This window comes from Serratia sp. CY37869, from assembly GCF_052168895.1.
GTDB classification, from domain to species: domain Bacteria; phylum Pseudomonadota; class Gammaproteobacteria; order Enterobacterales; family Enterobacteriaceae; genus Serratia; species Serratia ureilytica.
In genome coordinates, this window is record NZ_JBJNLU010000007.1 from 24467 (window position 1) to 49146 (window position 24680).

General features: G+C 59.8%; 25 protein-coding genes. 17 read left to right on the top strand and 8 right to left on the bottom strand.

Annotation, left to right across the window (positions count from 1 at the left end; all coding sequences use genetic code 11):
* The first annotated feature begins 64 nt into the window (after nt 1–64).
* Nucleotides 65–382, top strand: coding sequence for a met regulon transcriptional regulator MetJ (gene metJ / locus ACJ8J1_RS23785; protein ID WP_004931076.1), 318 nt, complete (start codon nt 65–67; stop codon nt 380–382).
* Between the two features lie 77 nt (nt 383–459).
* On the opposite strand, the gene rpmE is transcribed toward metJ, so the two are convergent.
* The gene (rpmE, locus tag ACJ8J1_RS23790) at nt 460–675 is read right to left on the bottom strand and encodes a 50S ribosomal protein L31 (RefSeq protein WP_004931078.1); all 216 of its coding nucleotides are present in this window, start codon (nt 673–675) and stop codon (nt 460–462) included.
* 200 nt (nt 676–875) lie between these two features.
* Here rpmE and priA point away from each other — a divergent pair, with 200 nt between their 5' ends.
* The 7 genes from priA to rraA all read left to right on the top strand — a co-directional run bounded on the left by priA (nt 876) and on the right by rraA (nt 8944).
* Complete coding sequence (priA, locus tag ACJ8J1_RS23795) at nt 876–3071, top strand: primosomal protein N' (RefSeq protein ID WP_033645214.1); 2196 nt, start codon at nt 876–878, stop codon at nt 3069–3071.
* A gap of 291 nt (nt 3072–3362) precedes the next feature.
* Nucleotides 3363–4391 (top strand): DNA-binding transcriptional regulator CytR, encoded by a 1029-nt coding sequence (gene cytR / locus ACJ8J1_RS23800; RefSeq protein WP_025304661.1) that lies wholly within the window; start codon nt 3363–3365, stop codon nt 4389–4391.
* 65 nt (nt 4392–4456) lie between these two features.
* On the top strand, nt 4457–5389 hold the full coding sequence (ftsN, locus tag ACJ8J1_RS23805) for a cell division protein FtsN (protein ID WP_033645213.1): 933 nt from the start codon (nt 4457–4459) through the stop codon (nt 5387–5389).
* A gap of 102 nt (nt 5390–5491) precedes the next feature.
* Nucleotides 5492–6022, top strand: a complete 531-nt coding sequence (gene hslV, locus ACJ8J1_RS23810; RefSeq protein ID WP_004931085.1) for an ATP-dependent protease subunit HslV — start codon at nt 5492–5494, stop codon at nt 6020–6022.
* A 12-nt stretch (nt 6023–6034) separates the two neighbouring features.
* On the top strand, nt 6035–7369 hold the full coding sequence (hslU, locus tag ACJ8J1_RS23815; RefSeq protein ID WP_033645212.1) for an HslU--HslV peptidase ATPase subunit: 1335 nt from the start codon (nt 6035–6037) through the stop codon (nt 7367–7369).
* A 96-nt stretch (nt 7370–7465) separates the two neighbouring features.
* Complete coding sequence (locus tag ACJ8J1_RS23820) at nt 7466–8383, top strand: 1,4-dihydroxy-2-naphthoate polyprenyltransferase (protein ID WP_033645211.1); 918 nt, start codon at nt 7466–7468, stop codon at nt 8381–8383.
* A gap of 75 nt (nt 8384–8458) precedes the next feature.
* The gene (gene rraA / locus ACJ8J1_RS23825) at nt 8459–8944 is read left to right on the top strand and encodes a ribonuclease E activity regulator RraA (RefSeq protein ID WP_004931090.1); all 486 of its coding nucleotides are present in this window, start codon (nt 8459–8461) and stop codon (nt 8942–8944) included.
* A gap of 60 nt (nt 8945–9004) precedes the next feature.
* On the opposite strand, the gene zapB is transcribed toward rraA, so the two are convergent.
* Nucleotides 9005–9244 (bottom strand): septal ring assembly protein ZapB, encoded by a 240-nt coding sequence (zapB, locus tag ACJ8J1_RS23830; RefSeq protein ID WP_004931092.1) that lies wholly within the window; start codon nt 9242–9244, stop codon nt 9005–9007.
* Nucleotides 9245–9768: 524 nt separating this feature from the next.
* On the opposite strand from zapB, the gene ACJ8J1_RS23835 reads away from it, so the two are divergent.
* The 3 genes from ACJ8J1_RS23835 to glpX all read left to right on the top strand — a co-directional run bounded on the left by ACJ8J1_RS23835 (nt 9769) and on the right by glpX (nt 13305).
* Nucleotides 9769–10614, top strand: a complete 846-nt coding sequence (locus ACJ8J1_RS23835; RefSeq protein ID WP_004931095.1) for an MIP/aquaporin family protein — start codon at nt 9769–9771, stop codon at nt 10612–10614.
* A gap of 42 nt (nt 10615–10656) precedes the next feature.
* Nucleotides 10657–12165, top strand: a complete 1509-nt coding sequence (gene glpK / locus ACJ8J1_RS23840; RefSeq protein WP_025304664.1) for a glycerol kinase GlpK — start codon at nt 10657–10659, stop codon at nt 12163–12165.
* A gap of 129 nt (nt 12166–12294) precedes the next feature.
* Nucleotides 12295–13305: a class II fructose-bisphosphatase gene (gene glpX, locus ACJ8J1_RS23845; protein ID WP_033645210.1), complete on the top strand. Its 1011-nt coding sequence runs from the start codon at nt 12295–12297 to the stop codon at nt 13303–13305.
* Between the two features lie 193 nt (nt 13306–13498).
* Here the strand turns inward: glpX and emrD are convergent, their stop codons facing one another.
* Nucleotides 13499–14683: a multidrug efflux MFS transporter EmrD gene (gene emrD, locus ACJ8J1_RS23850; protein ID WP_033645209.1), complete on the bottom strand. Its 1185-nt coding sequence runs from the start codon at nt 14681–14683 to the stop codon at nt 13499–13501.
* A 298-nt stretch (nt 14684–14981) separates the two neighbouring features.
* Here emrD and ACJ8J1_RS23855 point away from each other — a divergent pair, with 298 nt between their 5' ends.
* Both ACJ8J1_RS23855 and fpr read left to right on the top strand, forming a co-directional pair.
* Nucleotides 14982–15593, top strand: a complete 612-nt coding sequence (locus ACJ8J1_RS23855; RefSeq protein ID WP_033631328.1) for a helix-turn-helix transcriptional regulator — start codon at nt 14982–14984, stop codon at nt 15591–15593.
* 3 nt (nt 15594–15596) lie between these two features.
* Nucleotides 15597–16343: a ferredoxin--NADP(+) reductase gene (gene fpr / locus ACJ8J1_RS23860; RefSeq protein ID WP_033645208.1), complete on the top strand. Its 747-nt coding sequence runs from the start codon at nt 15597–15599 to the stop codon at nt 16341–16343.
* Nucleotides 16344–16354: 11 nt separating this feature from the next.
* On the opposite strand, the gene ACJ8J1_RS23865 is transcribed toward fpr, so the two are convergent.
* On the bottom strand, nt 16355–16774 hold the full coding sequence (locus tag ACJ8J1_RS23865) for a DUF805 domain-containing protein (RefSeq protein ID WP_016929710.1): 420 nt from the start codon (nt 16772–16774) through the stop codon (nt 16355–16357).
* A gap of 199 nt (nt 16775–16973) precedes the next feature.
* Between ACJ8J1_RS23865 and ACJ8J1_RS23870 the strand changes: the two genes are divergently transcribed.
* A complete protein-coding gene (locus ACJ8J1_RS23870) occupies nt 16974–17558 on the top strand; it encodes a DUF1454 family protein (protein ID WP_033645207.1) in 585 nt (194 codons plus the stop codon).
* A 127-nt stretch (nt 17559–17685) separates the two neighbouring features.
* Complete coding sequence (gene tpiA, locus ACJ8J1_RS23875) at nt 17686–18453, top strand: triose-phosphate isomerase (protein WP_004931113.1); 768 nt, start codon at nt 17686–17688, stop codon at nt 18451–18453.
* 65 nt (nt 18454–18518) lie between these two features.
* On the opposite strand, the gene ACJ8J1_RS23880 is transcribed toward tpiA, so the two are convergent.
* From ACJ8J1_RS23880 to cpxP, 4 genes are all read right to left on the bottom strand, one after another.
* Nucleotides 18519–19508: a sulfate ABC transporter substrate-binding protein gene (locus ACJ8J1_RS23880; RefSeq protein WP_033645235.1), complete on the bottom strand. Its 990-nt coding sequence runs from the start codon at nt 19506–19508 to the stop codon at nt 18519–18521.
* Nucleotides 19509–19691: 183 nt separating this feature from the next.
* The gene (pfkA, locus tag ACJ8J1_RS23885) at nt 19692–20654 is read right to left on the bottom strand and encodes a 6-phosphofructokinase (RefSeq protein ID WP_004931116.1); all 963 of its coding nucleotides are present in this window, start codon (nt 20652–20654) and stop codon (nt 19692–19694) included.
* Nucleotides 20655–20885: 231 nt separating this feature from the next.
* Nucleotides 20886–21788, bottom strand: coding sequence for a CDF family cation-efflux transporter FieF (fieF, locus tag ACJ8J1_RS23890; RefSeq protein ID WP_033631333.1), 903 nt, complete (start codon nt 21786–21788; stop codon nt 20886–20888).
* A 131-nt stretch (nt 21789–21919) separates the two neighbouring features.
* Nucleotides 21920–22399: a cell-envelope stress modulator CpxP gene (cpxP, locus tag ACJ8J1_RS23895; protein WP_004931122.1), complete on the bottom strand. Its 480-nt coding sequence runs from the start codon at nt 22397–22399 to the stop codon at nt 21920–21922.
* Nucleotides 22400–22547: 148 nt separating this feature from the next.
* Between cpxP and cpxR the strand changes: the two genes are divergently transcribed.
* Together cpxR and cpxA are read left to right on the top strand one after the other, a co-directional pair.
* Nucleotides 22548–23246 (top strand): envelope stress response regulator transcription factor CpxR, encoded by a 699-nt coding sequence (gene cpxR / locus ACJ8J1_RS23900; protein ID WP_004931124.1) that lies wholly within the window; start codon nt 22548–22550, stop codon nt 23244–23246.
* On the top strand, nt 23243–24637 hold the full coding sequence (gene cpxA, locus ACJ8J1_RS23905; protein WP_015379421.1) for an envelope stress sensor histidine kinase CpxA: 1395 nt from the start codon (nt 23243–23245) through the stop codon (nt 24635–24637). The genes cpxR and cpxA overlap by 4 nt, the downstream gene beginning before the upstream one ends.
* Nucleotides 24638–24680 lie beyond the last annotated feature (43 nt).

The following is a 24680-nucleotide window of genomic DNA, read 5'->3' on the forward strand; positions in this document are numbered from 1 at the left end:
AGATCGGGCATAATTGGCCGGTTTTTAGAATTTTGTAATTTTTCTGACAAAGTTAAGGTGTCCCATGGCTGAGTGGAACGGCGAGTATGTCAGCCCTTACGCTGAACACGGTAAAAAAAGCGAGCAAGTCAAAAAGATCACGGTATCCATTCCGCTGAAGGTCCTGAAAATCCTCACCGACGAACGGACCCGTCGCCAGGTGAACAACCTGCGCCACGCCACCAACAGCGAACTTCTGTGCGAAGCGTTTCTGCATGCCTTTACCGGCCAGCCGCTGCCGAACGATGAAGACCTGCGCAAAGAGCGCAGCGATGAAATCCCGGAAGCCGCAAAAGCGTTGATGCGCGAACTGGGTGTCGATCCCGATACCTGGGAATATTGAGAACCGCCCGGCGAACGCCGGCGGCAGAAAAGAAAAAAGGCGCCCAGGGCGCCTTTTTCATCGGTCGATAAGAAATCTTATTTCTTAGCGCCTGGTACGCTGAAACGCTTGTTGAAGCGGTCAACGCGGCCACCGGTAGCAACGTCACGCTGCTTGCCAGTGTAGAACGGGTGGCATGCGCCACAAACGTCCAGGTTCAGATCGTGGCCCACGGTGGAGCGGATCTTCATCACGTTACCGCAAGAGCAGTTAGCAGTAACTTCTTCGTATTTTGGGTGGATACCTTGTTTCATGGGAAACCTCAGTTAAGGCCGTGTCGCTATCCAGCCCTGTTTCGCCAGACACCACACGTGGTTGATAATAGAATTTTGGTATCGAATTATACCAAAGGCGGCAAATTATACAGCATTAGTCGGGGCGCGCAATCGGAACCGTACATTTGCCGATGCGCCGTGTAAACTGATGCCCACTTTTTTTCAATTTGGATGAGATCATGCCCGTCGTACACGTTGCTTTGCCGGTCCCCCTCGCCCGCACCTTCGACTATCTGCTGCCGCCCGGCATGCAGCCGGTGGCCGGCGCGCGCGTGGGCGTGCCCTGGGGCAAGCAGCATGCAATCGGCATCGTCACCGGCTGCAGCGACACCAGCGAACTGCCGTTGGACAAGCTCAAACCGATCGACAGCGTGATCGACACGGAATCGCTGTTCTCCCCCAGCCTGTGGCGCATCCTGCGCTGGGCCAGCGATTACTACCACTATCCCATCGGCGAAGTGCTGTTCCACGCGCTGCCGATCCTGCTGCGCCAAGGCAAACCGGCCGAGGCCGCGCCGCTGTGGCAGTGGTTCGCCACCGAAGAGGGGCGCGCCACGCCGCCCGAAAGCCTGAAACGCGCGCCGAAACAGCAGCAGGCGCTGGCGGCGCTGTTGCAACGCCCGGTCTATCGCCATCAGGTCAGCCAGCTTGAGCTGACGGAAAGCGCCCTGCAGGCGCTGCGCGCCAAAGGGCTGATCGATCTGCGCGCTCAGGTCGCGGCCACGCAGGACTGGCGCCCCAACTTTGCGGTGCTCGGCGAGCGGCTGCGGCTGAATACCGAACAGGCCACCGCCGTCGGGGCGATCCGAAGCGAAGATGAGCAGTTTGCCGCCTGGCTGCTGGCCGGGGTCACCGGCTCCGGCAAGACCGAGGTGTATCTCAGCGTGCTGGAAAACGTGTTGGCCAAAGGCCGGCAGGCGCTGGTGCTGGTGCCGGAAATCGGCCTGACGCCGCAAACCATCGCCCGCTTTCGCGAGCGCTTCAACGCGCCGGTGGACGTGCTGCACTCCGGGCTGAACGACAGCGAACGGCTGGCGGTTTGGCTGCGCGCGCGCAGCGGCGAAGCCGCTATCGTCATCGGCACCCGCTCGGCGCTGTTCACGCCGTTCCGGCAACTGGGCGTTATCATCATCGACGAAGAGCACGACAGCTCTTATAAACAGCAGGAAGGCTGGCGCTACCACGCCCGCGATCTGGCGGTGTTCCGTGCCCGGGAAGAAGATATCCCGATGGTGATGGGCTCCGCCACGCCGGCACTGGAAACACTGCACAACGTGCAGCTGGGCAAATATCGCCAGTTGAAGCTCACCCAGCGCGCGGGCAACGCCAAACCGGCGGCGCAGCATCTGATCGATCTGAAAGGGTTGCCGCTGAAGGTCGGCCTGTCGCAGCCGCTTTTGAAAAGCATGCAGCACCATTTAAAAGCCGGCAATCAGGTGATGCTGTTCCTCAACCGCCGCGGTTACGCCCCGGCGCTGCTGTGCCACGAGTGCGGCTGGATCGCCGAGTGCCAGCGCTGCGATCACTATTACACCTTCCACCAGCATCAGCGCCAGCTGCGCTGTCACCACTGCGACAGCCAGCGACCGGTGCCGCACCAATGCCCGCAGTGCGGCTCCACCCACCTGGTATCGGTCGGCGTCGGCACCGAACAGCTGGAACATGAGCTGGCGCCGCTGTTCCCCGACACGCCGATCACCCGCATCGATCGCGACACCACCAGCCGCAAAGGGTCGCTGGAGCAGCATCTGGCGGATATTCATCGCGGCGAAGCGCGCATTCTGATCGGCACGCAAATGCTGGCCAAGGGCCACCATTTTCCCGACGTCACGCTGGTGGCGTTGCTGGACGTGGACGGCGCGCTGTTCTCCGCCGACTTCCGCTCCGCCGAGCGTTTTGCTCAGCTCTATACCCAGGTCTCCGGGCGCGCGGGGCGAGCGGGCAAACAGGGTGAAGTGCTGCTGCAAACCCACCACCCGGAGCACCCGTTATTGCAGGTGCTGCTGCAACAAGGTTACGACGCCTTCGCCAAACAGACGCTAGCGGAGCGCAACAGCGTGTTTCTACCGCCCTACACCAGCCACATCATCGTGCGCGCCGAAGATCACGATAACCAACAGGCCCCGCTGTTCCTGCAGCAGCTGCGCAATCTGTTGGAAGCCAGTCCGCTTAAGGACGATTCGCTGTGGGTGATGGGCCCGGTGCCGGCGCTGCAGTCCAAACGCGGCGGCCGTTTCCGCTGGCAGCTGCTGCTGCAGCATCCGACACGGCGCGTCCTGCAACAGCTGATGAAAAGCTCGCTGCCGCTGATCGGCACCCTGCCGCAAACGCGCAAGGTGAAATGGACGCTGGATGTCGATCCGATCGACAGCTGATCCCGGAAAAGTCCGATTTAGCTGCCGTCATGCAAACGTTTACCCTTTAAATTGCGAGTGAACGCTAAAAAACCTTCTCAGGTCACATTTTTTATGCAAATTAGGTAACAAAGGCGGGGCGTATTCTGTTTAGAATGTCTGCGAGGGCAAATTTTGTCGCCACATCGCAGCGCGACGGAGTGCTCGAACGCGAGTGGCGCTCAATGACAACAATCCCGCCACCGCATGCCGGACATTGTGAGCAAACAGCAGTAGTGGCGTCGGCATGGGGCTGACGCAAGGAGAAAGGCGTTGGAACACAAGAAAGAGTTATCCATGGCGACCATGAAAGACGTCGCCGAAATGGCGGGCGTTTCAACGGCTACCGTATCGCGTGCGCTGATGAATCCGGAAAAGGTGTCAACGCCAACGCGTCAGAAAGTGGAACAGGCCGTGCTGGCCGTGGGTTATTCTCCTCATGCTCTGTCACGCAATATCAAACGCAACGAATCTCGCACCATCCTGGTGATCGTGCCCGACATCTGCGATCCGTTTTTCGCGGATGTGATCCAGGGGATCGAACAGACCGCCGCCCAACAAGGCTATCTGGTGCTGATCGGCGACTGCGCGCAGCAGAACCAGCAAGAACGCACCTTCGTCAATCTGATCATCACCAAACAGATCGACGGCATGCTGCTGCTGGGCTCTAATCTACCGTTCGACGCCAGCAAGGAAGAGCAGCGCAACCTGCCGCCGATGGTGATGGCCAATGAGTTCGCGCCCGAGCTGGAACTGCCGACGGTGCATATCGACAACCTGACCGCCGCCTTTGAAGCCGTGCATTATTTGCATCAATTGGGCCACCGGCAGATCGCCTGCGTCGCCGGGCCGGAACAGATGCCGCTGAGCCATTATCGGCTGCAAGGTTATGTTCAAGCGCTACGCCGTAATGGCATTACCGTCGAAAGCAGCTATATTACCCGGGGTGATTTTACCTACGAAGCCGGCGCGCAAGCGCTGACCCAGTTGATGGCTCAGCCGAAACCGCCGACGGCGGTGTTCTGCCACAGCGACGTCATGGCGATCGGCGTGCTGTCCCAGGCGAAGAAAATGGGGCTGCGGGTACCGCAGGATCTGTCGATCGTCGGCTTTGACGACCTCAAGCTGGCGCAGTATTGCGATCCGCCGCTGACCACGGTGGCGCAGCCGCGCTTCCAGATCGGCCAGCAGGCGATGTTGTTGCTGTTGGAGCAGTTGAACGGCCAGACGGTGGCCAGCGGCTCCCGACTCTTGGACAGTGAATTGATTATCAGAGGCAGCACCGCTGCTCCGAAACGCTAGTCAAATATTTTAGGGTTCAGTAACATGACGGACTTATCCTCTCATCAGGACACAGCGGAATAATAGTGGCACAAAAAGACTATGTAAGCCGTGGGCGCGCAGCAGGAGCTAAGCGCAAAACCCCCAGCCGTAAAAAACGCAGTTCTCCGAAGGTTTCCAAAACCGTGCTGGCGTTAGCCGTCGCGTTGCTGGTTGTCTTTGTCGGTGGCCTCTATTTCATTACGCACAACAAGCCGGAAGACGCGCCGTTGTTGCCTGCGCACACCACTCGCCCAGGCAACGGCCTGCCGCCGAAGCCGGAAGAGCGCTGGCGCTATATCAAAGAGCTGGAAAACCGACAGATCGGCGTGCAAACCCCGACCGAACCGACGGCCGGCGGCGAGCTCAATTCCAAAACTCAGCTGACCGCCGAACAACGGCAACTGCTGGAGCAGATGCAGGCCGACATGCAACAGCGCCCGACGCAGCTGAATGAAGTGCCGTATAACGATCCGGGCCAGGCCAACGCGCGCGGCAACCGCCAGCAGCAGATGCAACAACCGCAAATGCAGCAGCAGCCGGTACAGCAACAGCAGCAGGTCACTCAGGCGCCGCGCAACCCGTTCAACAACGGGGCCACCACCGCGCCGGTGCAGCAGCACCAGCAGCCGAAGCAAGTCACCCCGCCGCCGGCGCAGGTGAAACAGCCTGAGCCGAAGCCGCAACCGAAGCCGGAGCCCAAACCGGAAGTGAAACAGGAAACGGCCAAGCAGGACACCAAACCGGAATCGAAACAGAAGTGGATGGTGCAATGCGGTTCGTTCCGCGCCACCGATCAGGCTGAATCCGTGCGTGCGCGCCTGGCGTTCGAGGGCATCGAGAGCCGCATCACCGCCGGTGGCGGTTGGAATCGCGTGGTGCTCGGCCCCTACAGCAGCCGCGCCGCAGCGGACAAAACCCTTTCGCGCCTGAAGGGCGTCGGCATGTCGAGTTGCATTCCCCTCTCCGTTGGGGGTTGAAAAGCGTCAATCCCCCCCCATCTATACTCTCAATATGCCTCGTAGCGTCTGCGAAAGCAGGCGCTGCGGGGACTTCTTTCCGTCTTTAACGAGGGTCTGCTCGTGACAACAATTGTAAGCGTACGCCGCAACGGCCAGGTCGTCATCGGTGGTGATGGCCAGGCAACCCTGGGTAATACGGTGATGAAGGGTAACGTCAAGAAAGTGCGTCGCCTGTATAACGACAAAGTGATCGCCGGTTTCGCCGGTGGCACCGCTGACGCCTTCACGCTGTTTGAACTGTTTGAACGCAAACTGGAAATGCATCAGGGCCACCTGGTGAAAGCCGCCGTCGAGCTGGCGAAAGACTGGCGCACCGACCGCATGCTGCGCAAGCTCGAAGCGCTGCTGGCGGTCGCCGATGAAACCGCCTCGCTGATCATCACCGGCAACGGCGATGTGGTGCAGCCGGAAAACGATCTGATCGCCATCGGCTCCGGCGGCCCGTACGCCCAGGCCGCCGCCCGCGCCATGTTGGAAAATACCGAGCTGAGCGCCCGCGACATCGTTGAGAAATCCCTCAACATCGCCGGCGACATCTGTATTTACACCAACCATTTCCACACCATTGAAGAATTGCCTTCCAAAGCGTAAGGATCGAATACCATGTCTGAAATGACCCCGCGCGAGATCGTCAGTGAACTGGACAGCTATATCATTGGCCAAAACAAGGCCAAACGCGCTGTCGCCATTGCCCTGCGCAACCGCTGGCGCCGGATGCAGCTCAACGAGATGCTGCGTCACGAAGTGACCCCGAAAAACATTCTGATGATCGGCCCGACCGGCGTCGGTAAAACCGAAATCGCCCGCCGTCTGGCGAAGCTGGCCAACGCGCCGTTCATCAAGGTTGAAGCCACCAAGTTCACCGAAGTGGGCTATGTGGGCAAAGAAGTGGACTCCATCATTCGCGATCTGACCGATGCCGCCATCAAAATGGTGCGCATGCAGTCGATCGAGAAAAATCGCACCCGTGCCGAAGAGTTGGCCGAAGAGCGCATTCTCGACGTGCTGATCCCGCCGGCCAAAAACAACTGGGGCCAGCCGGAAGAAGGCCAGGAACCGTCCGCCGCCCGCCAGGCATTCCGCAAGAAACTGCGCGAAGGCCAGCTGGATGACAAAGAGATCGAAATCGATCTGGCCGCCGCGCCGATGGGCGTGGAAATCATGGCGCCTCCGGGCATGGAAGAGATGACCAACCAGCTGCAGTCGATGTTCCAGAACCTCGGCGGCCAAAAGCAAAAACCGCGCAAGCTGAAGATCAAAGAAGCCTTCAAGCTGCTGGTGGAAGAAGAAGCCGCCAAGCTGGTGAACCCGGAAGAGCTGAAAGAGCAGGCGATCGAAGCGGTTGAGCAGCACGGCATCGTGTTTATCGATGAGATCGACAAAATCTGTAAGCGCGGCGGCCAAAGCTCCGGCCCGGACGTTTCCCGCGAAGGCGTGCAGCGCGATCTGCTGCCGCTGGTGGAAGGGTGCACCGTGTCCACCAAGCACGGCATGGTGAAGACCGACCACATTCTGTTCATCGCTTCCGGCGCGTTCCAGACCGCCAATCCGTCGGATCTGATCCCGGAACTGCAGGGCCGTCTGCCGATCCGCGTTGAGCTGCAGGCGCTGACCACCGAAGACTTCGAGCGCATCCTGACCGAGCCGAGCGCGTCGCTGACCGAACAGTACAAAGCGCTGATGGGCACCGAAGGCGTCAATATCGAGTTCACCGCCGACGGCATCCGCCGCATCGCCGAAGCCGCGTGGCAGGTCAACGAAAGCACCGAGAACATCGGCGCGCGTCGTCTGCACACCGTGCTGGAGCGTCTGATGGAAGATATTTCCTACGATGCGAGTGAAATTAATGGCCAATCCATTACAATTGATGCGGATTACGTGCGCAGTCATCTGGATGAACTGGTGGCGGATGAAGATTTGAGTCGTTTTATCCTATAATCGCTCAATCATTGTCTTGTCAGTCATCTGTGTGGGAGGCATTGCCTCCCACAATTATTTCTAACGGACACCGCAACTTACTGACAGAAGCGAAACATGAGCTCATCAACCTCCACCACCCCGATTTCCGCCTGGCTCGAAAGTCTACGCCCCCGCACCCTGCCGTTGGCCTTTGCCTCCATCGTGGTCGGCTCGGCGATCGCCGCCTGGCACGGCAGCCTGAAACCTGAAGTGGCGCTGCTGGCGCTGGTGACCGCCGGTCTGCTGCAGATCCTCTCCAACCTGGCGAATGACTACGGCGATGCGGTCAAAGGCAGCGACAAAGAAGATCGCATCGGGCCGTTGCGCGGCATGCAAAAGGGCATGATCACCCAGGCGCAGATGAAACGGGCGCTGGTGGTGACGGTAGTGCTGATCGCCATCGCCGGCTGTTCGCTGATCGCCGTCGCCTGCGAGCAACCCAGCGACGTGGTGGGCTTCCTGGTGCTGGGCGGGCTGTCTATCGTGGCGGCCATCACCTACACCGTCGGCAACAAACCCTACGGGTATTTGGGGCTGGGCGACATCTCGGTGCTGGTGTTCTTCGGCTGGCTGAGCGTGGCCGGCACCTACTATTTGCAGACGCACACCTTCGACAGCGTCGTGATGCTACCGGCCACCGCCTGCGGCCTGCTGGCGACGGCGGTACTCAACATCAACAATCTGCGCGATATCGAAAGCGATCGCGAAAACGGCAAGAATACGCTGGCGGTGCGTCTCGGCCCGCACAAGGCGCGCATTTACCACGCCCTGCTGCTCGGCGGCGCGGTGCTGTGTTTCGCGCTGTTTACGCTGTTCAACCTCCACAGCCTGTGGGGTTGGCTGTTCGTGCTGGCGATCCCGCTGCTGGTGCGCCACGGCCTGCGCGTGCTGCGCGATCCGACGCCGGTCGGCATGCGGCCGATGCTGGAGCATATGGTCAAGGCGGCGTTGCTGGCCAACCTGCTGTTCGCCATCGGCGTGGCGCTCAGTTAAAAACTGATGATTTTGCCAACAGGGCGAATAAAGGGATATACTGAACATTCCTGCGGCAAACAGACGTAAAATCCTATGAAATACGATACTTCCGAACTTTGCGACATCTATCATGAAGAGGTGAACGTTGTTGAACCTCTGTTCTCCAATTTTGGCGGGCGTACTTCATTTGGCGGGCAGATCACCACGGTGAAATGCTTTGAGGATAACGGCCTGTTATTCGATCTGCTTGAAGAAAACGGTCGCGGCCGCGTGCTGTTGGTCGACGGCGGCGGTTCGGTACGCCGGGCGCTGATCAACGCCGAACTGGCGCGCCTGGCCGCCCAGAACGAATGGGAAGGCATCGTGGTGTACGGCGCGGTGCGCCAGGTGGACGATCTGGAAGAGCTCGACATCGGCATTCAGGCGATGGCGGCGATCCCGGCGGGTGCCGTAAGCGAAGGCGTGGGCGAAAGCGATATCCGCGTCAACTTCGGCGGCGTCACCTTCTTCTCCGGCGACCACCTGTATGCCGACAACACCGGCATCATCCTCTCCGAAGACCCGCTCGACATCGAGTGATTTTCGGACATGAAAAAGGGCGCCTCAGGCGCCCTTTTCGTTGCTGCATGGCGTAAGGAATCAAACCTCTTCCATTTTGCCCAGCAGCGCGCGCAGGCGATCTTGCCATACGTGCTGTTCTTCTTTCAGCTGTTGGTTTTCGCGCACCAGCGCTTCGTGGTTGCCGGAGGCAGCCTGCACTTCCTGCGACAGAGAGTTGTTTTTGTCTTTCAGCTCTTCAATTTCCATCTGCAACAAGGTGATGGTATCAATCGCCTGCTGTACTTTTGCTTCCAGTTTCTCAAATACTTCAAATGACATGCTTCAGTCCCCTCATGATAGCAAGGCGTACATCTATAAGTAGCGGCCGCAACGTCGGCTGCAGCTACTGCGAATATTGCATCGCGCTCAGTGACGCGCGCCGTTACGGAAGGCGCGCCAGTCTCGATTCGTTAAAAACGATTGTAAGTAGCCAGTCTCCGCCTGTCTAGCAACATACCGGATCATCGCGCAGTCTGTTGCAATTTTCCTGCCCTCGCCATCAGTAAAAACTGAAAATCCCCGCCGCCGCCGCCGCGAGTTGTTAACGCCACTCGCCAAACCACTGGTCAGATCACACTTTTATGGCTCAGAAAGAACACTGAACGACGCGAAATCGCTCAATTTTATGACGCGCCACACACATTTTGATTTCGCTATTTCTCGTTTATGTTCGTTAACGATAAATTTACATCACGTCCTCATTCAATAATTGGACGAGATGAAAAAAACTGTGCCCATAGGTCAGATGTATACCTGGCTGAACCTATAAACCAACAACCGCCGTTTTGCAGGACACCAACATTATGAGCCAAACCACCAGTCCGACATTAAAAGGCCAGTGCATCGCCGAGTTCCTCGGCACGGCGCTGCTGATCTTCTTTGGCGTAGGCTGCGTTGCCGCACTGAAACTGGCGGGCGCCAGCTTCGGCCAGTGGGAAATCAGCATCATTTGGGGCCTCGGCGTCGCCATGGCCATCTATCTGACCGCCGCCATTTCCGGCGCGCATCTCAACCCGGCGGTCACCCTCGCCCTGTGGCTGTTCGCCTGCTTCGACGGGCGCAAAGTGGTGCCTTACATCATTGCGCAGATCGCCGGCGCCTTCTGCGCCGCCGCCCTGGTCTACGGGCTGTACTACAACCTGTTCTTCGACTTCGAAGCGGCTCACCATATGGTGCGCGGCAGCAACGAAAGCCTTGAACTGGCCGGCATCTTCTCGACTTACCCTAACGCGCACATCTCCGTCGGCCAGGCCTTCCTGGTAGAAATGGTGATCGCTGCGATCCTGATGTGCCTGATCCTGGCGCTGACCGACGACGGCAACGGCATTCCGCGCGGCCCGCTGGCGCCGCTGCTGATCGGTATTCTGATTGCCGTGATCGGCGCCTCCATGGGACCATTGACCGGCTTTGCGTTGAACCCGGCGCGTGACTTCGGGCCGAAACTGTTCGCCTACCTGGCCGGCTGGGGCAAAGTCGCCTTCACCGGCGCGCGCGACATCCCGTACTTCCTGGTGCCGATCTTCGCCCCTATCGTCGGCTGTGGCCTGGGCGCTTTCGGTTACCGCGCGCTGATTGGCCGCCACCTGCCGTGCGACGTCTGCGTGACGGAAGAAGAGCCCGACGCCAAGACCCAGCAGCGTAAAGCGTGATGGGTGCAGTTTTAAACGGTTAACAACAGCAGGATAATTACCATGACTGTAGAAAAAAAATACATTGTCGCACTCGACCAAGGGACCACCAGCTCACGCGCCGTCGTGCTCGATCACGACGCCAACATCGTTGCGGTATCGCAACGCGAATTCCCGCAGATCTATCCAAAGGCCGGCTGGGTTGAGCATGACCCGATGGAGATCTGGGCGTCGCAAAGCTCGACGCTGGTAGAAGTGCTGGCGAAGGCCGACATCAATTCCGATCAGATCGCCGGTATCGGCATCACCAACCAGCGCGAAACCACCATCGTCTGGGAAAAAGAGACCGGCAAGCCGGTCTACAACGCCATCGTCTGGCAGTGCCGCCGCACCGCCGACATCTGCGAGAAGCTCAAGCGCGACGGCCTGGAAGAGTACATCCGTCACAACACCGGCCTGGTGGTTGACCCCTACTTCTCCGGCACCAAGGTGAAATGGATCCTGGACAACGTCGAAGGCGCCCGCGAGCGCGCCAAGCGCGGCGAACTGCTGTTCGGCACCGTCGATACCTGGCTGGTGTGGAAGATGACCCAGGGGCGCGTACACGTCACCGATTACACCAACGCCTCACGCACCATGATGTTCAACATCCACGAACTGGACTGGGACGAACGCATGCTGGAAGTGCTGGACATTCCGCGCGCCATGCTGCCGAAAGTCCGTCCTTCCTCCGAGGTATACGGCCAGACCAACATCGGCGGCAAGGGCGGCACGCGTATTCCTATCGCCGGTATCGCCGGCGACCAGCAAGCGGCATTGTACGGCCAGCTGTGCGTTCAACCGGGCATGGCGAAGAACACCTACGGCACCGGCTGCTTCCTGCTGATGAACACCGGCAAAGAAGCGGTGCGCTCGAAAAACGGTTTGCTGACCACCATCGCCTGTGGCCCGCGCGGCGAAGTGAACTATGCGCTGGAAGGCGCGGTGTTCATCGGCGGTGCGTCTATCCAGTGGCTGCGCGACGAGCTGAAACTGATCAGCGACGCCGCCGACTCCGAATATTTCGCCACCAAGGTGAAAGACAGCAACGGCGTCTATGTGGTGCCGGCCTTCACCGGCCTGGGCGCGCCCTACTGGGATCCGTATGCCCGCGGCGCCATCTTCGGCCTGACCCGCGGAGCCAACAGTAACCACATCATCCGCGCCACGCTGGAATCCATCGCCTTCCAGACGCGCGACGTGCTGGACGCCATGCAGGCCGACGCCAACACCCGCCTGCAATCGCTGCGCGTGGACGGCGGCGCGGTCGCCAACAACTTCCTGATGCAGTTCCAGTCCGATATCCTCGGCACCCGCGTAGAGCGCCCTGAAGTGCGTGAATCGACGGCGTTGGGCGCCGCGTTCCTGGCGGGCCTGGCCATCGGCTACTGGAACGATCTGGATGAAGTGAAGAGCAAAGCGGTGATTGAGCGTGAATTCCGCCCAAGCATCGAAACCACCGAACGCAACTACCGCTACAGCGGCTGGAAAAAAGCGGTGGCTCGCGCGCAGGCGTGGGAAGATCACGATTAAACCCAGCCTTGCCGTTACCCCCAAATTGCGCTGCCTGCGGGCGGCGCTTTTTTTTGCCCCGCCCCGCCGCCGCCGCGCTGTGATAGACTTTGCCGATATTTTCTTCCCTTTCTCACAGACAGGTTTGCCATGAAACGTGAATTAGCCATCGAATTTTCCCGCGTTACCGAAGCCGCCGCGCTGGCGGGCTACAAATGGCTGGGACGCGGCGACAAGAACGCCGCCGACGGCGCGGCGGTCCACGCCATGCGCATCATGCTCAACAAGGTGGATATCGATGGCCGCATCGTGATTGGCGAAGGCGAGATCGACGAAGCGCCGATGCTGTATATCGGCGAGCAGGTCGGCAGCGGCCAGGGCGACGCGGTCGACATCGCGGTCGATCCGATCGAGGGCACCCGCATGACCGCCATGGGCCAGTCCAACGCGCTGGCGGTCTTGGCGGTGGGCGATCGCGGCACCTTCCTGCACGCGCCGGACATGTATATGGAGAAGCTGGTGGTCGGCCCGGCGGCGCGCGGCGCCATCGATCTCAATCTGCCGCTGGCGGAGAACCTGCGAAACGTCGCCGCGCGGCTGGACAAACCCTTGTCACAGCTGACGGTCATCGTGTTGGCCAAACCGCGCCACGACGGCGTCATCGCGCAGATGCAGCAGTTGGGCGTGCGGGTGTTCGCCATTCCTGACGGCGACGTGGCGGCCTCCATTCTCACCTGCATGCCGGAAAGCGAAGTCGATGTGATGTACGGCATCGGCGGCGCGCCGGAAGGGGTGATCTCCGCCGCGGTGATCCGCGCGCTGGACGGCGACATGCAGGCGCGTTTGCTGCCACGCCATGAAGTGAAAGGCGACAGCCCCGAGAACCGCCGCCTCGGCGAGCAGGAGCTGGCGCGCTGCCGTGAGATGGGCATTGAGGCCGGTCAGGTCTTGCGCCTGGACCAGATGGCGCGCAACGACAACGTCATCTTCTCCGCCACCGGCATCACCAAGGGCGATTTGCTGGAGGGCATCAGCCGCAAGGGCAACATGGCCACGACCGAAACGTTACTGATCCGCGGCAAGTCGCGCACCCTTCGCCGTATCCGTTCGACCCACTATCTGGATCGCAAGGACCCGGCGCTGCACGAGTTTCTGCTGTAACGAAACAGGGCGCCGAAGGGCGCCCTGATGATTGATGACAAACCTCATGCCCTTGCCGGGTTGGCAGAGAGCAGCGAATAGAAAACAAGGAAAATCAATTTATTGATTTTCGGCTGATCCCCGCAAAGGGGGAAAAACCACGCTTTTTCTTCCCTTTGTCAACGGTATGAGGGCGCCGAATGGCGCCCTGTCGTTATGCGGTGTGTCCCTGATGCTGCATCCGGTTGGACAGCGGCCACCAGCACAGCAGGATCAGCACCGCCATCGCGAACATCAGCAAGCCGAGGCTGAACTGCCCGGTTTGCGGCAGCATGGCGGAAAGCCAGGTCGCCAGACCGGAGCCCATGTTCTGCATGCCGCCCACCAACGCGCCCGCCGCGCCGGCCAGATAGGGAAACGGCTCCATCGCCCCGGTGGTCGCCAGCGGGAACAGCATGCCGGCGCCGAAGAAGAACAATGCAGCCGGCACGATCAGCGTCCAGATGTTCATTACGCCGAACCAGCCCGGGATCCACATCATCGCTCCCGCCAGCAGGCAGCTAATCACCGAATGCCACATCAGGGTGTGGAAGGTCTTGCCGTCGCGCCCGGCGTACCAGGCGCCGAAAAACGCCGCCGGGATCGGCAGAATGAACAGGATACTGACGGTCAGGCCGCTCAGCCCCAACACACCGCCCATCAACACGCCGCAGCTGGCTTCAAATACCGCAATCCCCGCCAGCGCGCCGATCAGCATCACCAGATAGCAGCTGAAGGTGCTGTCGCTCAGCAGCTGGCGGAAACTGGCCAGCATGCGGCGTTTTTCCGTCTGGACCGGACGGGTCTCCGGCAGCCAGCGGAACATCGCGAAGGCGACGCAGGCGCACAGCGCCAGCAGGAAGGCATAGCAGGCTCGCCAGCCGAACACCATCGCCAACGCGCCGCCGATCACCGGCGCCAACAGCGGGCTGACCAAAATCCCCATATTCAGCAGGCTGTTGGCATAGCGCAGCGCGGTGCCGGCATACAAATCGCGCGGCATGGTGCGCGCCATCACGCCCGCCACGCCGGTGCCCATGCCCTGGATGGCGCTGGCGGCGACCAGCATCGTCAGGTTGGTGGACAGCAGCGCGCCCAGCGCCCCCACCAGGAAGATCATCATGCCGGTCAGGATCACCGGACGGCGCCCGATACGATCCGATATCGGCCCGTAAATCAGCTGGGAGAAACCGTAGGTCAGCAAATACGCCGCCATCACCCGCTGCACGGCGCCGGTGCGCACCGACAGATCGTGAGCGATGTCAGCAATAACGGGAACATAAATGGTTTGCGCCATCTGACCGACGGCGACCAACAGGATAAGCATCACCAGCAGGTGAAAGTTCTCTAGTTTTCTCATTATCTTCGTTAACGTTTCAACTCGTCACAGCGTCCCGGTATGGCCGTTGCAGCAGCCAGAACGGCGAGCAGCCCTCTATGGCGGCATAAGCTAATCAAATCTGATTTTTTTAGCGAGTTTCAGACAAATATTGATCCAGGTCACACTGGCAGCAAACCCGACCAGGCTCGTAAATTAAACTGTACGTCTAACGCTTTGGGGGTAAAAATTAGCGCGTTTGCAGTGGCTGCGCTTTAGCATTTAATCGATAATTATTTTCATCAACTTGAAATAAAATAACACCATAGGGATTTGGTTCATGAAAACACCTGAGCTGATTTTATTGCAGTTAAAGGCTCTCGGCCCGCACTCCGCCAAAATGCTGGCGGAGCGTCTGGACATCACGCCGATGGGCATCCGACAACATCTGCAATCCCTGGAAAAACGTGAGCTGGTTTGTTACGAAGAAGCGCGCAGCAAGGTCGGCCGCCCGACGCGCTACTGGTCGCTGACCGAGCGGGGGCACGCCTACACGGCCGACGATCAGGAGCGACTGCGGGAATCCGCGCTGCAGCTGTTTGGCGGCGCCGGCGTGGAACCGTTGCTCATCGCGCGCGAAGAGCAGCTTTATCTGCGCTATGCCGAAGAGCTGTCCGCCGAGCGCAGCCATCAGGATCGGCTAACCCGCCTGGTTCGCCTGCGGCAACACGACGGTTACATGGCCGAATTGCTCGATCATCCGCACGGTGCGCTGCTGGTGGAAAACCACTGTCCGATCGGCGTGGCCGGTTCCAACTGCAGCAGCCTGTGCAATTCCGAGCTGCAGCTGTTTCACCGGCTGTTCGGCAACGACTACCGGGTAGAGCGCACCGCGCACGCCATTTCCGGCTCACGACATTGTGCTTATTTGATTCGACCACGGGAGCTTTAGAGTATGGCTGAATGGGTAAACGGCAAGGTTACGCAGGTAAAACAATGGACCGACGGGCTGTTCAGCCTGGTGGTCAATGCCCCCATCGATCCTTTCACCGCCGGGCAATTCGCCAAGCTGGCGCTGGAGATCGACGGTGAACGGGTGCAGCGCGCCTACTCCTACGTCAATGCCCCCGATGACGCCAACCTGGAGTTCTATCTGGTCACGGTGCCGGAAGGTAAACTGAGCCCGCGTCTCAATCAGCTGCAGCCGGGATCGGACCTGATGGTGACCAAAGAAGCCGCCGGCTTCTTCGTGCTGGACGAGGTGCCCGACTGCGACACGCTGTGGATGCTGGCGACCGGCACCGCCATCGGCCCCTATTTATCGATTCTGCAGCAAGGCGCCGGCCTTGAGCGCTTTAACAACCTGGTGCTGGTGCACGCCGCGCGTTTTGCGCGCGACCTGAGCTACCTGCCGCTGATGCAGCAACTGCAGCAACGCTACAACGGCAAGCTGCGCATCCAGACCGTCGTCAGCCGTGAAGAGACGCCCGGCTCACTGACCGGCCGCGTGCCGGCGCTGATCGAGGACGGCCGACTGGAAGCGGCGATCGGCTTGACCATCGACGCCGAAACCAGCCACGTGATGCTGTGCGGCAACCCGCAAATGGTGCGAGATACGCAGCAAACGCTGAAAGACCAACGCCAGATGCGCAAGCACCTGCGCCGCAAGCCGGGCCATATCACCAGCGAACACTACTGGTAACCCGGCGGGGATCAGCGGAACTTCACCGGTTCGGCTTCCGGGCCGAACCGATTGTCTCCCGGCGTGCCGACGAAGGCACCCAAATCGATCATCATCATCACGATAATCAGCGTCGGAATGAAACGCCCGACGCCCCATTGCCAGATCGGCGCCAGCATCTGCCAGTTCCCCGCCGCCAGCATCCACGCCAGGATCAGCAGCAGCGCCCACCAGCCGGCCTTGTTGCGATCGTGCAGGCGCTTGACCAGCACCGCCGCCGTCGGCCACAGCAGCGCCACGATAAAGAAAGCGATGGATTGGATGGCGATCAGCTGATAGTTGGCCAGCGTAAACGCCGCCGCCATCAGCACCAGCCACAGCCCCATCCAGATCCAGAAGTCGCGCCGCCCGATGCGGCCCTTAAAAGAAAAACACCACTGTTGTAACGTCATCGATTCCTGCGCTCTAAGCCTGCCCATATTCTGCGCCGCAGTGTAACATAGGCGCTGCCGGGCCGAGTTTTCCGCCTCGCATAACGCGGCGCGCCGCACAGCTTTCTCGTCAGCGAACCGATAATGGCGTGGGATCTTTGACAAGGCCTGCGGGTTATCGCTTTAATCGGAGCCATCTTTGTCCTTGATGCCATACGCCATGCTGAGAAAAACCCTCGCCATCGCCTGCCTGCTGCAGGCCGCCGCCAGCGCCTGGGCCGAACCGCCCGCCGCCGAAGCGAAACCGACCGCGCCTTACCTGCTGGCCGGCGCGCCGACGTTCGACCTGACGGTGATTAAATTCCGTGAAAAGTACAACCGCGATAACCCGAAGCTGCCGATTGGCGAATTCCGCGCCATTCCCGCCGCCGAAGACGATTCGCCGCTGCTGACGCGCGCCGCCAGTAAACTCAACGAAAACCTGTACGCCTCCACCGCACTGGAGAAAGGTACCGGTAAAATCAAAACGTTGCAGATCACACATCTGCCGCTGCAGCAGGCCAATGAAGAAAAAGCCGCGCGCGCCATCGCCATCAACTACATGGCGGCGCTGATGCGTCAGTTCGAACCGGCGCTGACGGTGGAACAGAGTCAGAACAAGGTGAACAGCCTGCTGGAAAAAGGCAAAGGCTCGCGTTTTTACCAACAGCAGGTCGGCGCCATTCGCTATGTCGTCTCGGACAACGGCGATAAAGGGGTCACCTTCGCGGTTGAACCGATTAAGCTGGCGCTTTCCGAGCCGTAACGGCGCGGCATTTAATGACGAAAAGCAAAGCCTTCGCGCTTAATGATCTCTATACTGTTGGGCAGGTAAACTGCCGGTCCGGCAGTTGTCATTTCGACTCTCGCGTTCCCTAGTTGGAGGAAAAAACATGCGTCATCCATTAGTTATGGGTAACTGGAAGCTTAACGGCAGCACCCACATGGTCAACGAACTGATCGCCGGTCTGCGCAATGAGCTGAGCAGCGTTGACGGCTGTGGCGTCGCCATCGCCCCGCCGGTGATGTATCTGGATCAGGCCAAGCACGCGCTGGCCGGCAGCCGCATCGCGCTGGGCGCGCAGAACGTGGACGTTAACCTGTCCGGCGCCTTCACCGGTGAAGTTTCCGCCAACATGCTGAAAGACGTCGGCGCTCAGTACATCATCATCGGCCACTCCGAGCGTCGCACCTACCACAAAGAAAGCGACGAAGTGATCGCCGAGAAATTCGCCGTGCTGAAAGAAGCCGGTCTGATCCCGGTGCTGTGCATCGGTGAAACCGAAGCGGAAAACGCAGCGGGCAAAACCGAAGAAGTGTGTGCGCGCCAGATCGACGCCGTACTGAAAACGCTGGGCGCACCGGCGATGAAAGGCACCGTGATCGCCTATGAGCCGGTCTGGGCCATCGGTACCGGCAAATCCGCCACCCCTGCGCAAGCGCAGGCCGTGCACAAATTTATCCGCGATCACATCGCCAAACACGATGCCGCGGTCGCCGCTGAAATCATCATCCAGTACGGCGGTTCGGTGAACGACAAGAACGCCGCGGAGCTGTTCTCCCAGCCGGACATCGACGGCGCGCTGGTGGGCGGCGCCTCGCTGAAAGCCGACGCTTTCGCCGTGATCGTCAAGGCCGCTGCCGCAGCGAAAAAAGCCTGATTGTCTTAGGCTTGCCATAAAAAAACCCCGGCTTGCCGGGGTTTTTTATTGCCGCTCAAACGGGATCAGCGTTTGCTTATCTCGTCGAAGACGCCGCCGGTGGCGAAATGCACCTTCTGCGCTTCGGTCCAACCGCCGAAGGTGTCATCCACGGTGAACAGCTTCAGCTGCGGGAACTGGCCGGCGAACTTGGCCGCCACCGCCGCATCGCGCGGGCGATAATAGTGCTGCGCCGCGATAGTCTGCCCTTCCGGCGAATACAGATACTTCAGGTAGGCGGTCGCCACGTCGCGGGTGCCGCGTTTATCGACCACCTTATCCACCACCGACACCGTCGGTTCGGCCAGAATCGATTCGCTCGGGGTGATTATCTCGAACTTGTCTTTGCCCAGTTCTTTCTCCGCCAGCAGCGCTTCGTTTTCCCAGGCGATCAGCACGTCGCCGATGCCGCGCTCAACGAAGGTGTTAGTCGAGCCACGCGCGCCGGAATCCAGCACTTCTACGTTCTTGTACAGGTCTTTGACGAACGCCTGCGCCTTGGCCTTATCGTTGTTGTTGTGATGCAACGCGTAGCCCCAGGCGGCGAGGTAGTTCCAGCGGGCGCCGCCGGAGGTTTTCGGATTCGGGGTGATCACCGACACGCCCGGCTTGATCAAGTCAGGCCAGTCATGAATTTGTTTCGGGTTGCCTTTGCGCACCAGGAAGACGATGGTCGACGTGTAAGGCGCCGAGTTGTCCGGCAGGCGTTTTATCCAGTCTTTCTCAATGCGCCCGCGTTCGGCGATAGCGTCGACGTCATAGGCCAACGCCAGCGTCACCACGTCGGCCTCGATACCGTTGATCACCGAGGTCGCCTGTTTGCCGGAGCCGCCGTGCGACTGACGCACCGTCACCTTGTCGCCGGTTTCCGCCTGGTAGTGCTTGCTGAATGCCGTGTTGTAAGCCTGATAGAACTCACGCGTCGGATCGTATGACACGTTCAGCAACTGAATATCCTTCGCCATGGCGCCGGACGCCAACAGCACCAATGTCAGACCTACACCCCATTTACGCATCGACAGGCTCTCCCAGAAAATTAACGCAACCTCAATCGGTTGATTTAGCATCAGAGCCTGCCAGAAACTTTCCCGGCAATTAAAGAATAAAAAATTTTGGGCTAGATGATTCTGGAATATGTCACCGGCGAGCATAAAAAAGCCCCCGCAAGCGGAGGCTTTCGGCGCGCGGTGAGCGGCGAATCAGTACAGCTTTTTCGCCGTTTCCAGCCAGTCGCCCTTGAACGGACGCTTCATGTTTTCGATCGCGTCGATGATGTCGTGATGCACCATCTTTTCGTTCTGGATACCGACGCAGCGGCCGCCGTAACCCTGCAGCAGCAGTTCGATGGCGTAGGCGCCCATGCGCGAGGCCAGGATGCGGTCATAGGCGACCGGTGAACCGCCGCGTTGAATGTGGCCCAGCACGGTAGCGCGGGTTTCACGCTTGGTTTCCTGCTCGATGTGGCGCGCCAACTCATCGATGTCGCAGATGTGCTCGGTGATCGCTACGATGGCGTGCTTTTTGCCCTTGGCGATACCGGCCTTGATTTCGCACACCAGATCTTCGCGATTAAATTCGATTTCAGGCAGCACGATGAATTCGCAGCCGCCGGCAATCGCCGCCGCCAGCGTCAGATCGCCGCAGTAACGGCCCATCACTTCCACGATAGAGATGCGCTGGTGCGACGAGGAGGTATCGCGCAGGCGGTCGATCGCTTCCACCACGGTTTCCAGCGCGGTGAAGTAACCGATGGTGTAGTCGGTACCGGCGACATCGTTATCGATGGTGCCTGGCAGGCCGATGCACGGGAAGCCTTCTTCCGTCAGGCGTTTGGCGCCCATGTAGGAACCGTCGCCGCCGATCACCACCAGCGCGTCGATACCGCGATTCTTCAGGTTTTCAATCGCCTTGGCGCGCACGTTTTCATCCCTGAATTCCGGGAATCGGGCAGAGCCGAGGAAGGTGCCGCCGCGATTGATCATGTCGGACACGCTATAGCGGTCCAGCTGCTCCATGCGATCTTCGTACAAGCCAAGGTAGCCATCGTAAATACCAAAAACTTCCAGACCTTCTGAAAGCGCAGAACGCACAACGCCGCGGATTGCAGCGTTCATACCCGGCGAATCACCGCCGCTCGTCAGTACACCGATTTTCTTGATCATGACTACCTCTGAACTGTGTAGATGCAATTTCTTAAGAATTCTGTCTCCGCCGATCGTCTTGAAACCTCTCCGGCTGCAGAAAACCAGCTTTACGGCTTATTGCTGGATATTATATCAAAAACACCCAGCTGAATTGATTCAAGTCACGCAATATAACGGTTAAAACACCGCATGGCACGCTGAGCTAACTCAGATATTCATGATAATACGTTGCGCTATGCCTCTATATGATTATAGCTCCCAATGCCCCTGCCTACCCGGCGGCACCACGGAGCACGGATCCAGGTGAATGATGACGTCCGCCCCTGCAAAACGTTGCCGCAGGGCTTGTTCCACCTGATCGGCCAACCGGTGCGCCTCGCGCAGCGGCAGCGTGTCCTCCATCTCCAGATGCAGCTGGATGAAACGCGTCGGCCCCGACTGACGCGTGCGCAGATCGTGTGCGCCTTTCACGCCGGGCCAGGAGGAAACCACGGCGATAATCGCCTGGCGCTCGTCATCCGGCAACGCCCGATCCAACAGCGACTGCACCGCTTCATAGCCCATGCGCAACGCGCTATAGAGGATGTAAACGCCGATGCCCAGCGCGAACAACGCATCCGCCCGTTGGAAGCCGTACCAGCTTAGCCCAAGAGCGATAAGAATAGCACCATTCATCATGACATCTGACTGATAATGCAGCATATCTGCGCGTACGGCCTGACTGCGCGTTTTTCTGACCACCCAGCGTTGATAGGTGACCAGAATCAGCGTGCTGACCAACGCGATCACCGTCACCACGACCCCGACGCCGGGATCGCGCAGCGTTTGCGGCGCATACAGGTGCTGGAAGCCGGTGAGGAACAAAAACAGGGCGGAGCCGGAAATAAACATGCTTTGCGCCAGCGCCGCCAGAGATTCCGCTTTGCCGTGGCCGAAGGTGTGCTCGGCATCGGCCGGCTGTAGCGAATAGCGCACCACCAGAAGGTTGGTCAGCGAGGCGGCGATATCGACCAACGAATCCACCAGCGCCGCCAACAGGCTGACCGAACCGGTGTGGTACCAGGCGACGATTTTAATCAACAGCAGCGACGACGCCAGCGCGGTTGCGGCCAACGCGGCGGACTTTACCAGGCGTGCATAGCGCTGTTCCATAAGGGGCCCCGGCCAAAAGGTGTGGCGCTCAATATAGCGAAATGTCGGATAAAAAAAACCCCGCCATCATGGCGGGGAAGACAGGGATGGTGTCTATGGCAAGGAAAAACAGGGGACTACTCAGTCGTACTTCACTTCTGGGCAGAAGCTTGCTGCAAACCAGAAATTTGTTGCTCCATCTGCTGCATGCGCTGCTGATGTTTCTGGTCTAAAACACTTTTTTGCTCTGGCGTCAGCAGGTTATACATTTGGTTGCGCACCCGGGCCATTTCGACCTGGCGCTTGACCTGCTGTTGGGCCATCTTTTCCGCCTGGGCGTACACGGCGGCTTCGTCAAATTTCTCTGCGGTCACCAGTTTATGCATGGCTTCCATTTCAGCTACATTGACACCAGGCAAATCGTGCCGGGCCTGGCGCATCAAATCGCGCATTTGCTGGCGCTGCTGTTCGCTGAGGCTGACACCGTCGAACATATGGTGCTGGCCGGGTATTCGGGTCATCGCGTCGTTGCCGGGAGGTTGGGCTGTGTCCGGTATAGTGTCGGCAGCGAAGGCAGCGGTCGAACCAATTGCCAGCAGTGATGCCATAACTAATGCGGTCACCTTACGCATTTCAACTCCTCAAGCTTTCTCACTTTGCGAATCAACGAGGAGCAGTGTACCGCCACACCTGAAAACCTGCGTCAGTGCATGTAAAACTACGTAAAGTCATGGAATGGCAACAGTTGATGACGTATTTTGCGTCTGGAGGTAAATCATAATGAACAAGATTCTGTTAGTTGACGACGACCGCGAGTTGACCTCGCTGTTAAAAGAACTGCTTGAAATGGAAGGTTTTAATATCGTCGTCGCGCACGATGGCGAGCAGGCGTTGTCGCTGCTGGACAGCTCCGTCGATCTGCTGCTGCTCGACATCATGATGCCGAAGAAAAACGGCATCGATACGCTGAAAGAACTGCGCCAACATCACCAAACGCCGGTCATCATGCTGACCGCGCGCGGCAGCGAGCTGGACCGCGTGCTGGGCCTGGAGCTGGGCGCCGATGATTACCTGCCGAAACCCTTCAACGATCGCGAGCTGGTCGCGCGCATTCGCGCCATTCTGCGCCGTTCTAACTGGAGCGAACAGCAGCAACAGGTCGACAGCGGCGCCCCGACGCTGGATGTCGATGGCCTGCAGCTGAACCCCGGCCGCCAGGAGGCCAGCTTCGACGGCCAGGTGCTGGATCTGACCGGCACCGAGTTCACCCTGCTGTATCTGCTGGCGCAGCATCTCGGCCAGGTGGTGTCGCGCGAACTGCTGAGCCAGGAAGTGCTGGGCAAACGCCTGACTCCGTTCGATCGCGCTATCGACATGCACATCTCCAACCTGCGGCGTAAGCTGCCGGATCGCAAAGACGGGCATCCGTGGTTCAAAACCCTGCGCGGGCGTGGTTATTTGATGGTATCTGCAACATGATCAACAGTTTGACGGCACGCATCTTCGCCATTTTCTGGTTCACGTTAGCCCTGGTGCTAATGCTGGTGCTGATGGTGCCCAAGCTCGACTCCCGCCAAATGACCTCGCTGCTCGACAGCGAGCAGCGGCAGGGGTTGATGCTGGAACAGCACGTCGAGGCCGAGCTGCAAAACGATCCGGCCAACGATCTGATGTGGTGGCGCCGCCTGTTCCGCGCCATCGATAAATGGGCGCCGCCGGGCCAACGCCTGCTGCTGGTCACCAGCGAAGGCCGGGTGATCGGCGCGCAGCGCAACGAAATGCAGATCGTCCGCAACTTCATCGGCCAATCCGATAACTCGGATCATCCGAAGAAGAAAAAATACGGCCGCGTCGAGCTGGTCGGGCCGTTCGCGGTACGCGACGGCGAAGACAACTACCAGCTGTACCTGATCCGTCCCGCCAACAGCCCGCAATCCGATTTCATCAACCTGATGTTCGACCGGCCGCTGCTGCTGCTGATCGTCACCATGCTGATCAGCGCCCCGCTGCTGCTGTGGCTGGCCTGGAGCCTGGCGAAGCCGGCGCGCAAGCTGAAGAACGCCGCCGATGACGTGGCGCGCGGCAACCTGAAGCAGCATCCGGAGCTGGAGGCCGGTCCGCAGGAGTTCCTGGCCACCGGCGCCAGCTTCAACCAAATGGTCAGCGCGCTGGAGCGCATGATGAACGCGCAGCAGCGGCTGATCTCGGACATCTCGCACGAGCTGCGCACGCCGCTGACTCGCCTGCAGCTGGCCACCGCGCTGATGCGCCGCCGCCACGGCGAAGGCCACGAACTGGCGCGCATCGAAACCGAAGCGCAGCGGCTGGATTCGATGATCAACGATCTGCTGGCGCTGTCGCGCGGGCAGCAGAAGGGCGAGCTGGCGCGCGAGCAGCTGAAGGCCAACGAACTGTGGGCCGACGTGCTGGACAACGCCCGTTTCGAAGCGGAACAGATGGGCAAGCAGCTGGAGATCGCTGCGCCGCCCGGCCCGTGGACGCTGTTCGGCAACGCGAGCGCGCTGGACAGCGCGTTGGAAAACATCGTGCGCAACGCCCTGCGTTATTCGCACACCCGCATCGCCGTGGCGTTCAGCGCCGACAATCAGGGCGTGACCATCCAGGTTGACGACGACGGCCCCGGCGTCAGCGCCGAAGATCGCGAGCAGATTTTCCGCCCGTTCTACCGCACCGATGAGGCGCGCGACCGTGAGTCCGGCGGCACCGGCCTTGGCCTGGCTATCGTCGAGGCGGCGGTCAATCAGCATCGCGGCTGGGTGAAGGCCGAAGACAGCCCGCTTGGCGGCCTGCGGCTGGTGCTGTGGCTGCCGCTGCATCATCAACGCCTATCGTCTAAGACAGAACAGTAAGAGTTTGCTATCCTGCGCCCCTCGTTCACGAGGGGCCTGCAAC

Excerpts from the sequence above, each read along its gene's own strand:
- metJ (WP_004931076.1), top strand. The coding sequence starts at position 65 with ATGGCTGAGTGGAACGGCGAGTATGTCAGCCCTTACGCTGAACACGGT.
- rpmE (WP_004931078.1), bottom strand. The coding sequence starts at position 675 with ATGAAACAAGGTATCCACCCAAAATACGAAGAAGTTACTGCTAACTGC.
- priA (WP_033645214.1), top strand. The coding sequence starts at position 876 with ATGCCCGTCGTACACGTTGCTTTGCCGGTCCCCCTCGCCCGCACCTTC.
- hslU (WP_033645212.1), top strand. The coding sequence starts at position 6,035 with ATGTCTGAAATGACCCCGCGCGAGATCGTCAGTGAACTGGACAGCTAT.
- ACJ8J1_RS23820 (WP_033645211.1), top strand. The coding sequence starts at position 7,466 with ATGAGCTCATCAACCTCCACCACCCCGATTTCCGCCTGGCTCGAAAGT.
- rraA (WP_004931090.1), top strand. The coding sequence starts at position 8,459 with ATGAAATACGATACTTCCGAACTTTGCGACATCTATCATGAAGAGGTG.
- zapB (WP_004931092.1), bottom strand. The coding sequence starts at position 9,244 with ATGTCATTTGAAGTATTTGAGAAACTGGAAGCAAAAGTACAGCAGGCG.
- ACJ8J1_RS23835 (WP_004931095.1), top strand. The coding sequence starts at position 9,769 with ATGAGCCAAACCACCAGTCCGACATTAAAAGGCCAGTGCATCGCCGAG.
- glpK (WP_025304664.1), top strand. The coding sequence starts at position 10,657 with ATGACTGTAGAAAAAAAATACATTGTCGCACTCGACCAAGGGACCACC.
- glpX (WP_033645210.1), top strand. The coding sequence starts at position 12,295 with ATGAAACGTGAATTAGCCATCGAATTTTCCCGCGTTACCGAAGCCGCC.
- emrD (WP_033645209.1), bottom strand. The coding sequence starts at position 14,683 with ATGAGAAAACTAGAGAACTTTCACCTGCTGGTGATGCTTATCCTGTTG.
- ACJ8J1_RS23855 (WP_033631328.1), top strand. The coding sequence starts at position 14,982 with ATGAAAACACCTGAGCTGATTTTATTGCAGTTAAAGGCTCTCGGCCCG.
- fpr (WP_033645208.1), top strand. The coding sequence starts at position 15,597 with ATGGCTGAATGGGTAAACGGCAAGGTTACGCAGGTAAAACAATGGACC.
- ACJ8J1_RS23865 (WP_016929710.1), bottom strand. The coding sequence starts at position 16,774 with ATGACGTTACAACAGTGGTGTTTTTCTTTTAAGGGCCGCATCGGGCGG.
- ACJ8J1_RS23870 (WP_033645207.1), top strand. The coding sequence starts at position 16,974 with ATGCTGAGAAAAACCCTCGCCATCGCCTGCCTGCTGCAGGCCGCCGCC.
- tpiA (WP_004931113.1), top strand. The coding sequence starts at position 17,686 with ATGCGTCATCCATTAGTTATGGGTAACTGGAAGCTTAACGGCAGCACC.
- ACJ8J1_RS23880 (WP_033645235.1), bottom strand. The coding sequence starts at position 19,508 with ATGCGTAAATGGGGTGTAGGTCTGACATTGGTGCTGTTGGCGTCCGGC.
- pfkA (WP_004931116.1), bottom strand. The coding sequence starts at position 20,654 with ATGATCAAGAAAATCGGTGTACTGACGAGCGGCGGTGATTCGCCGGGT.
- fieF (WP_033631333.1), bottom strand. The coding sequence starts at position 21,788 with ATGGAACAGCGCTATGCACGCCTGGTAAAGTCCGCCGCGTTGGCCGCA.
- cpxP (WP_004931122.1), bottom strand. The coding sequence starts at position 22,399 with ATGCGTAAGGTGACCGCATTAGTTATGGCATCACTGCTGGCAATTGGT.
- cpxR (WP_004931124.1), top strand. The coding sequence starts at position 22,548 with ATGAACAAGATTCTGTTAGTTGACGACGACCGCGAGTTGACCTCGCTG.
- cpxA (WP_015379421.1), top strand. The coding sequence starts at position 23,243 with ATGATCAACAGTTTGACGGCACGCATCTTCGCCATTTTCTGGTTCACG.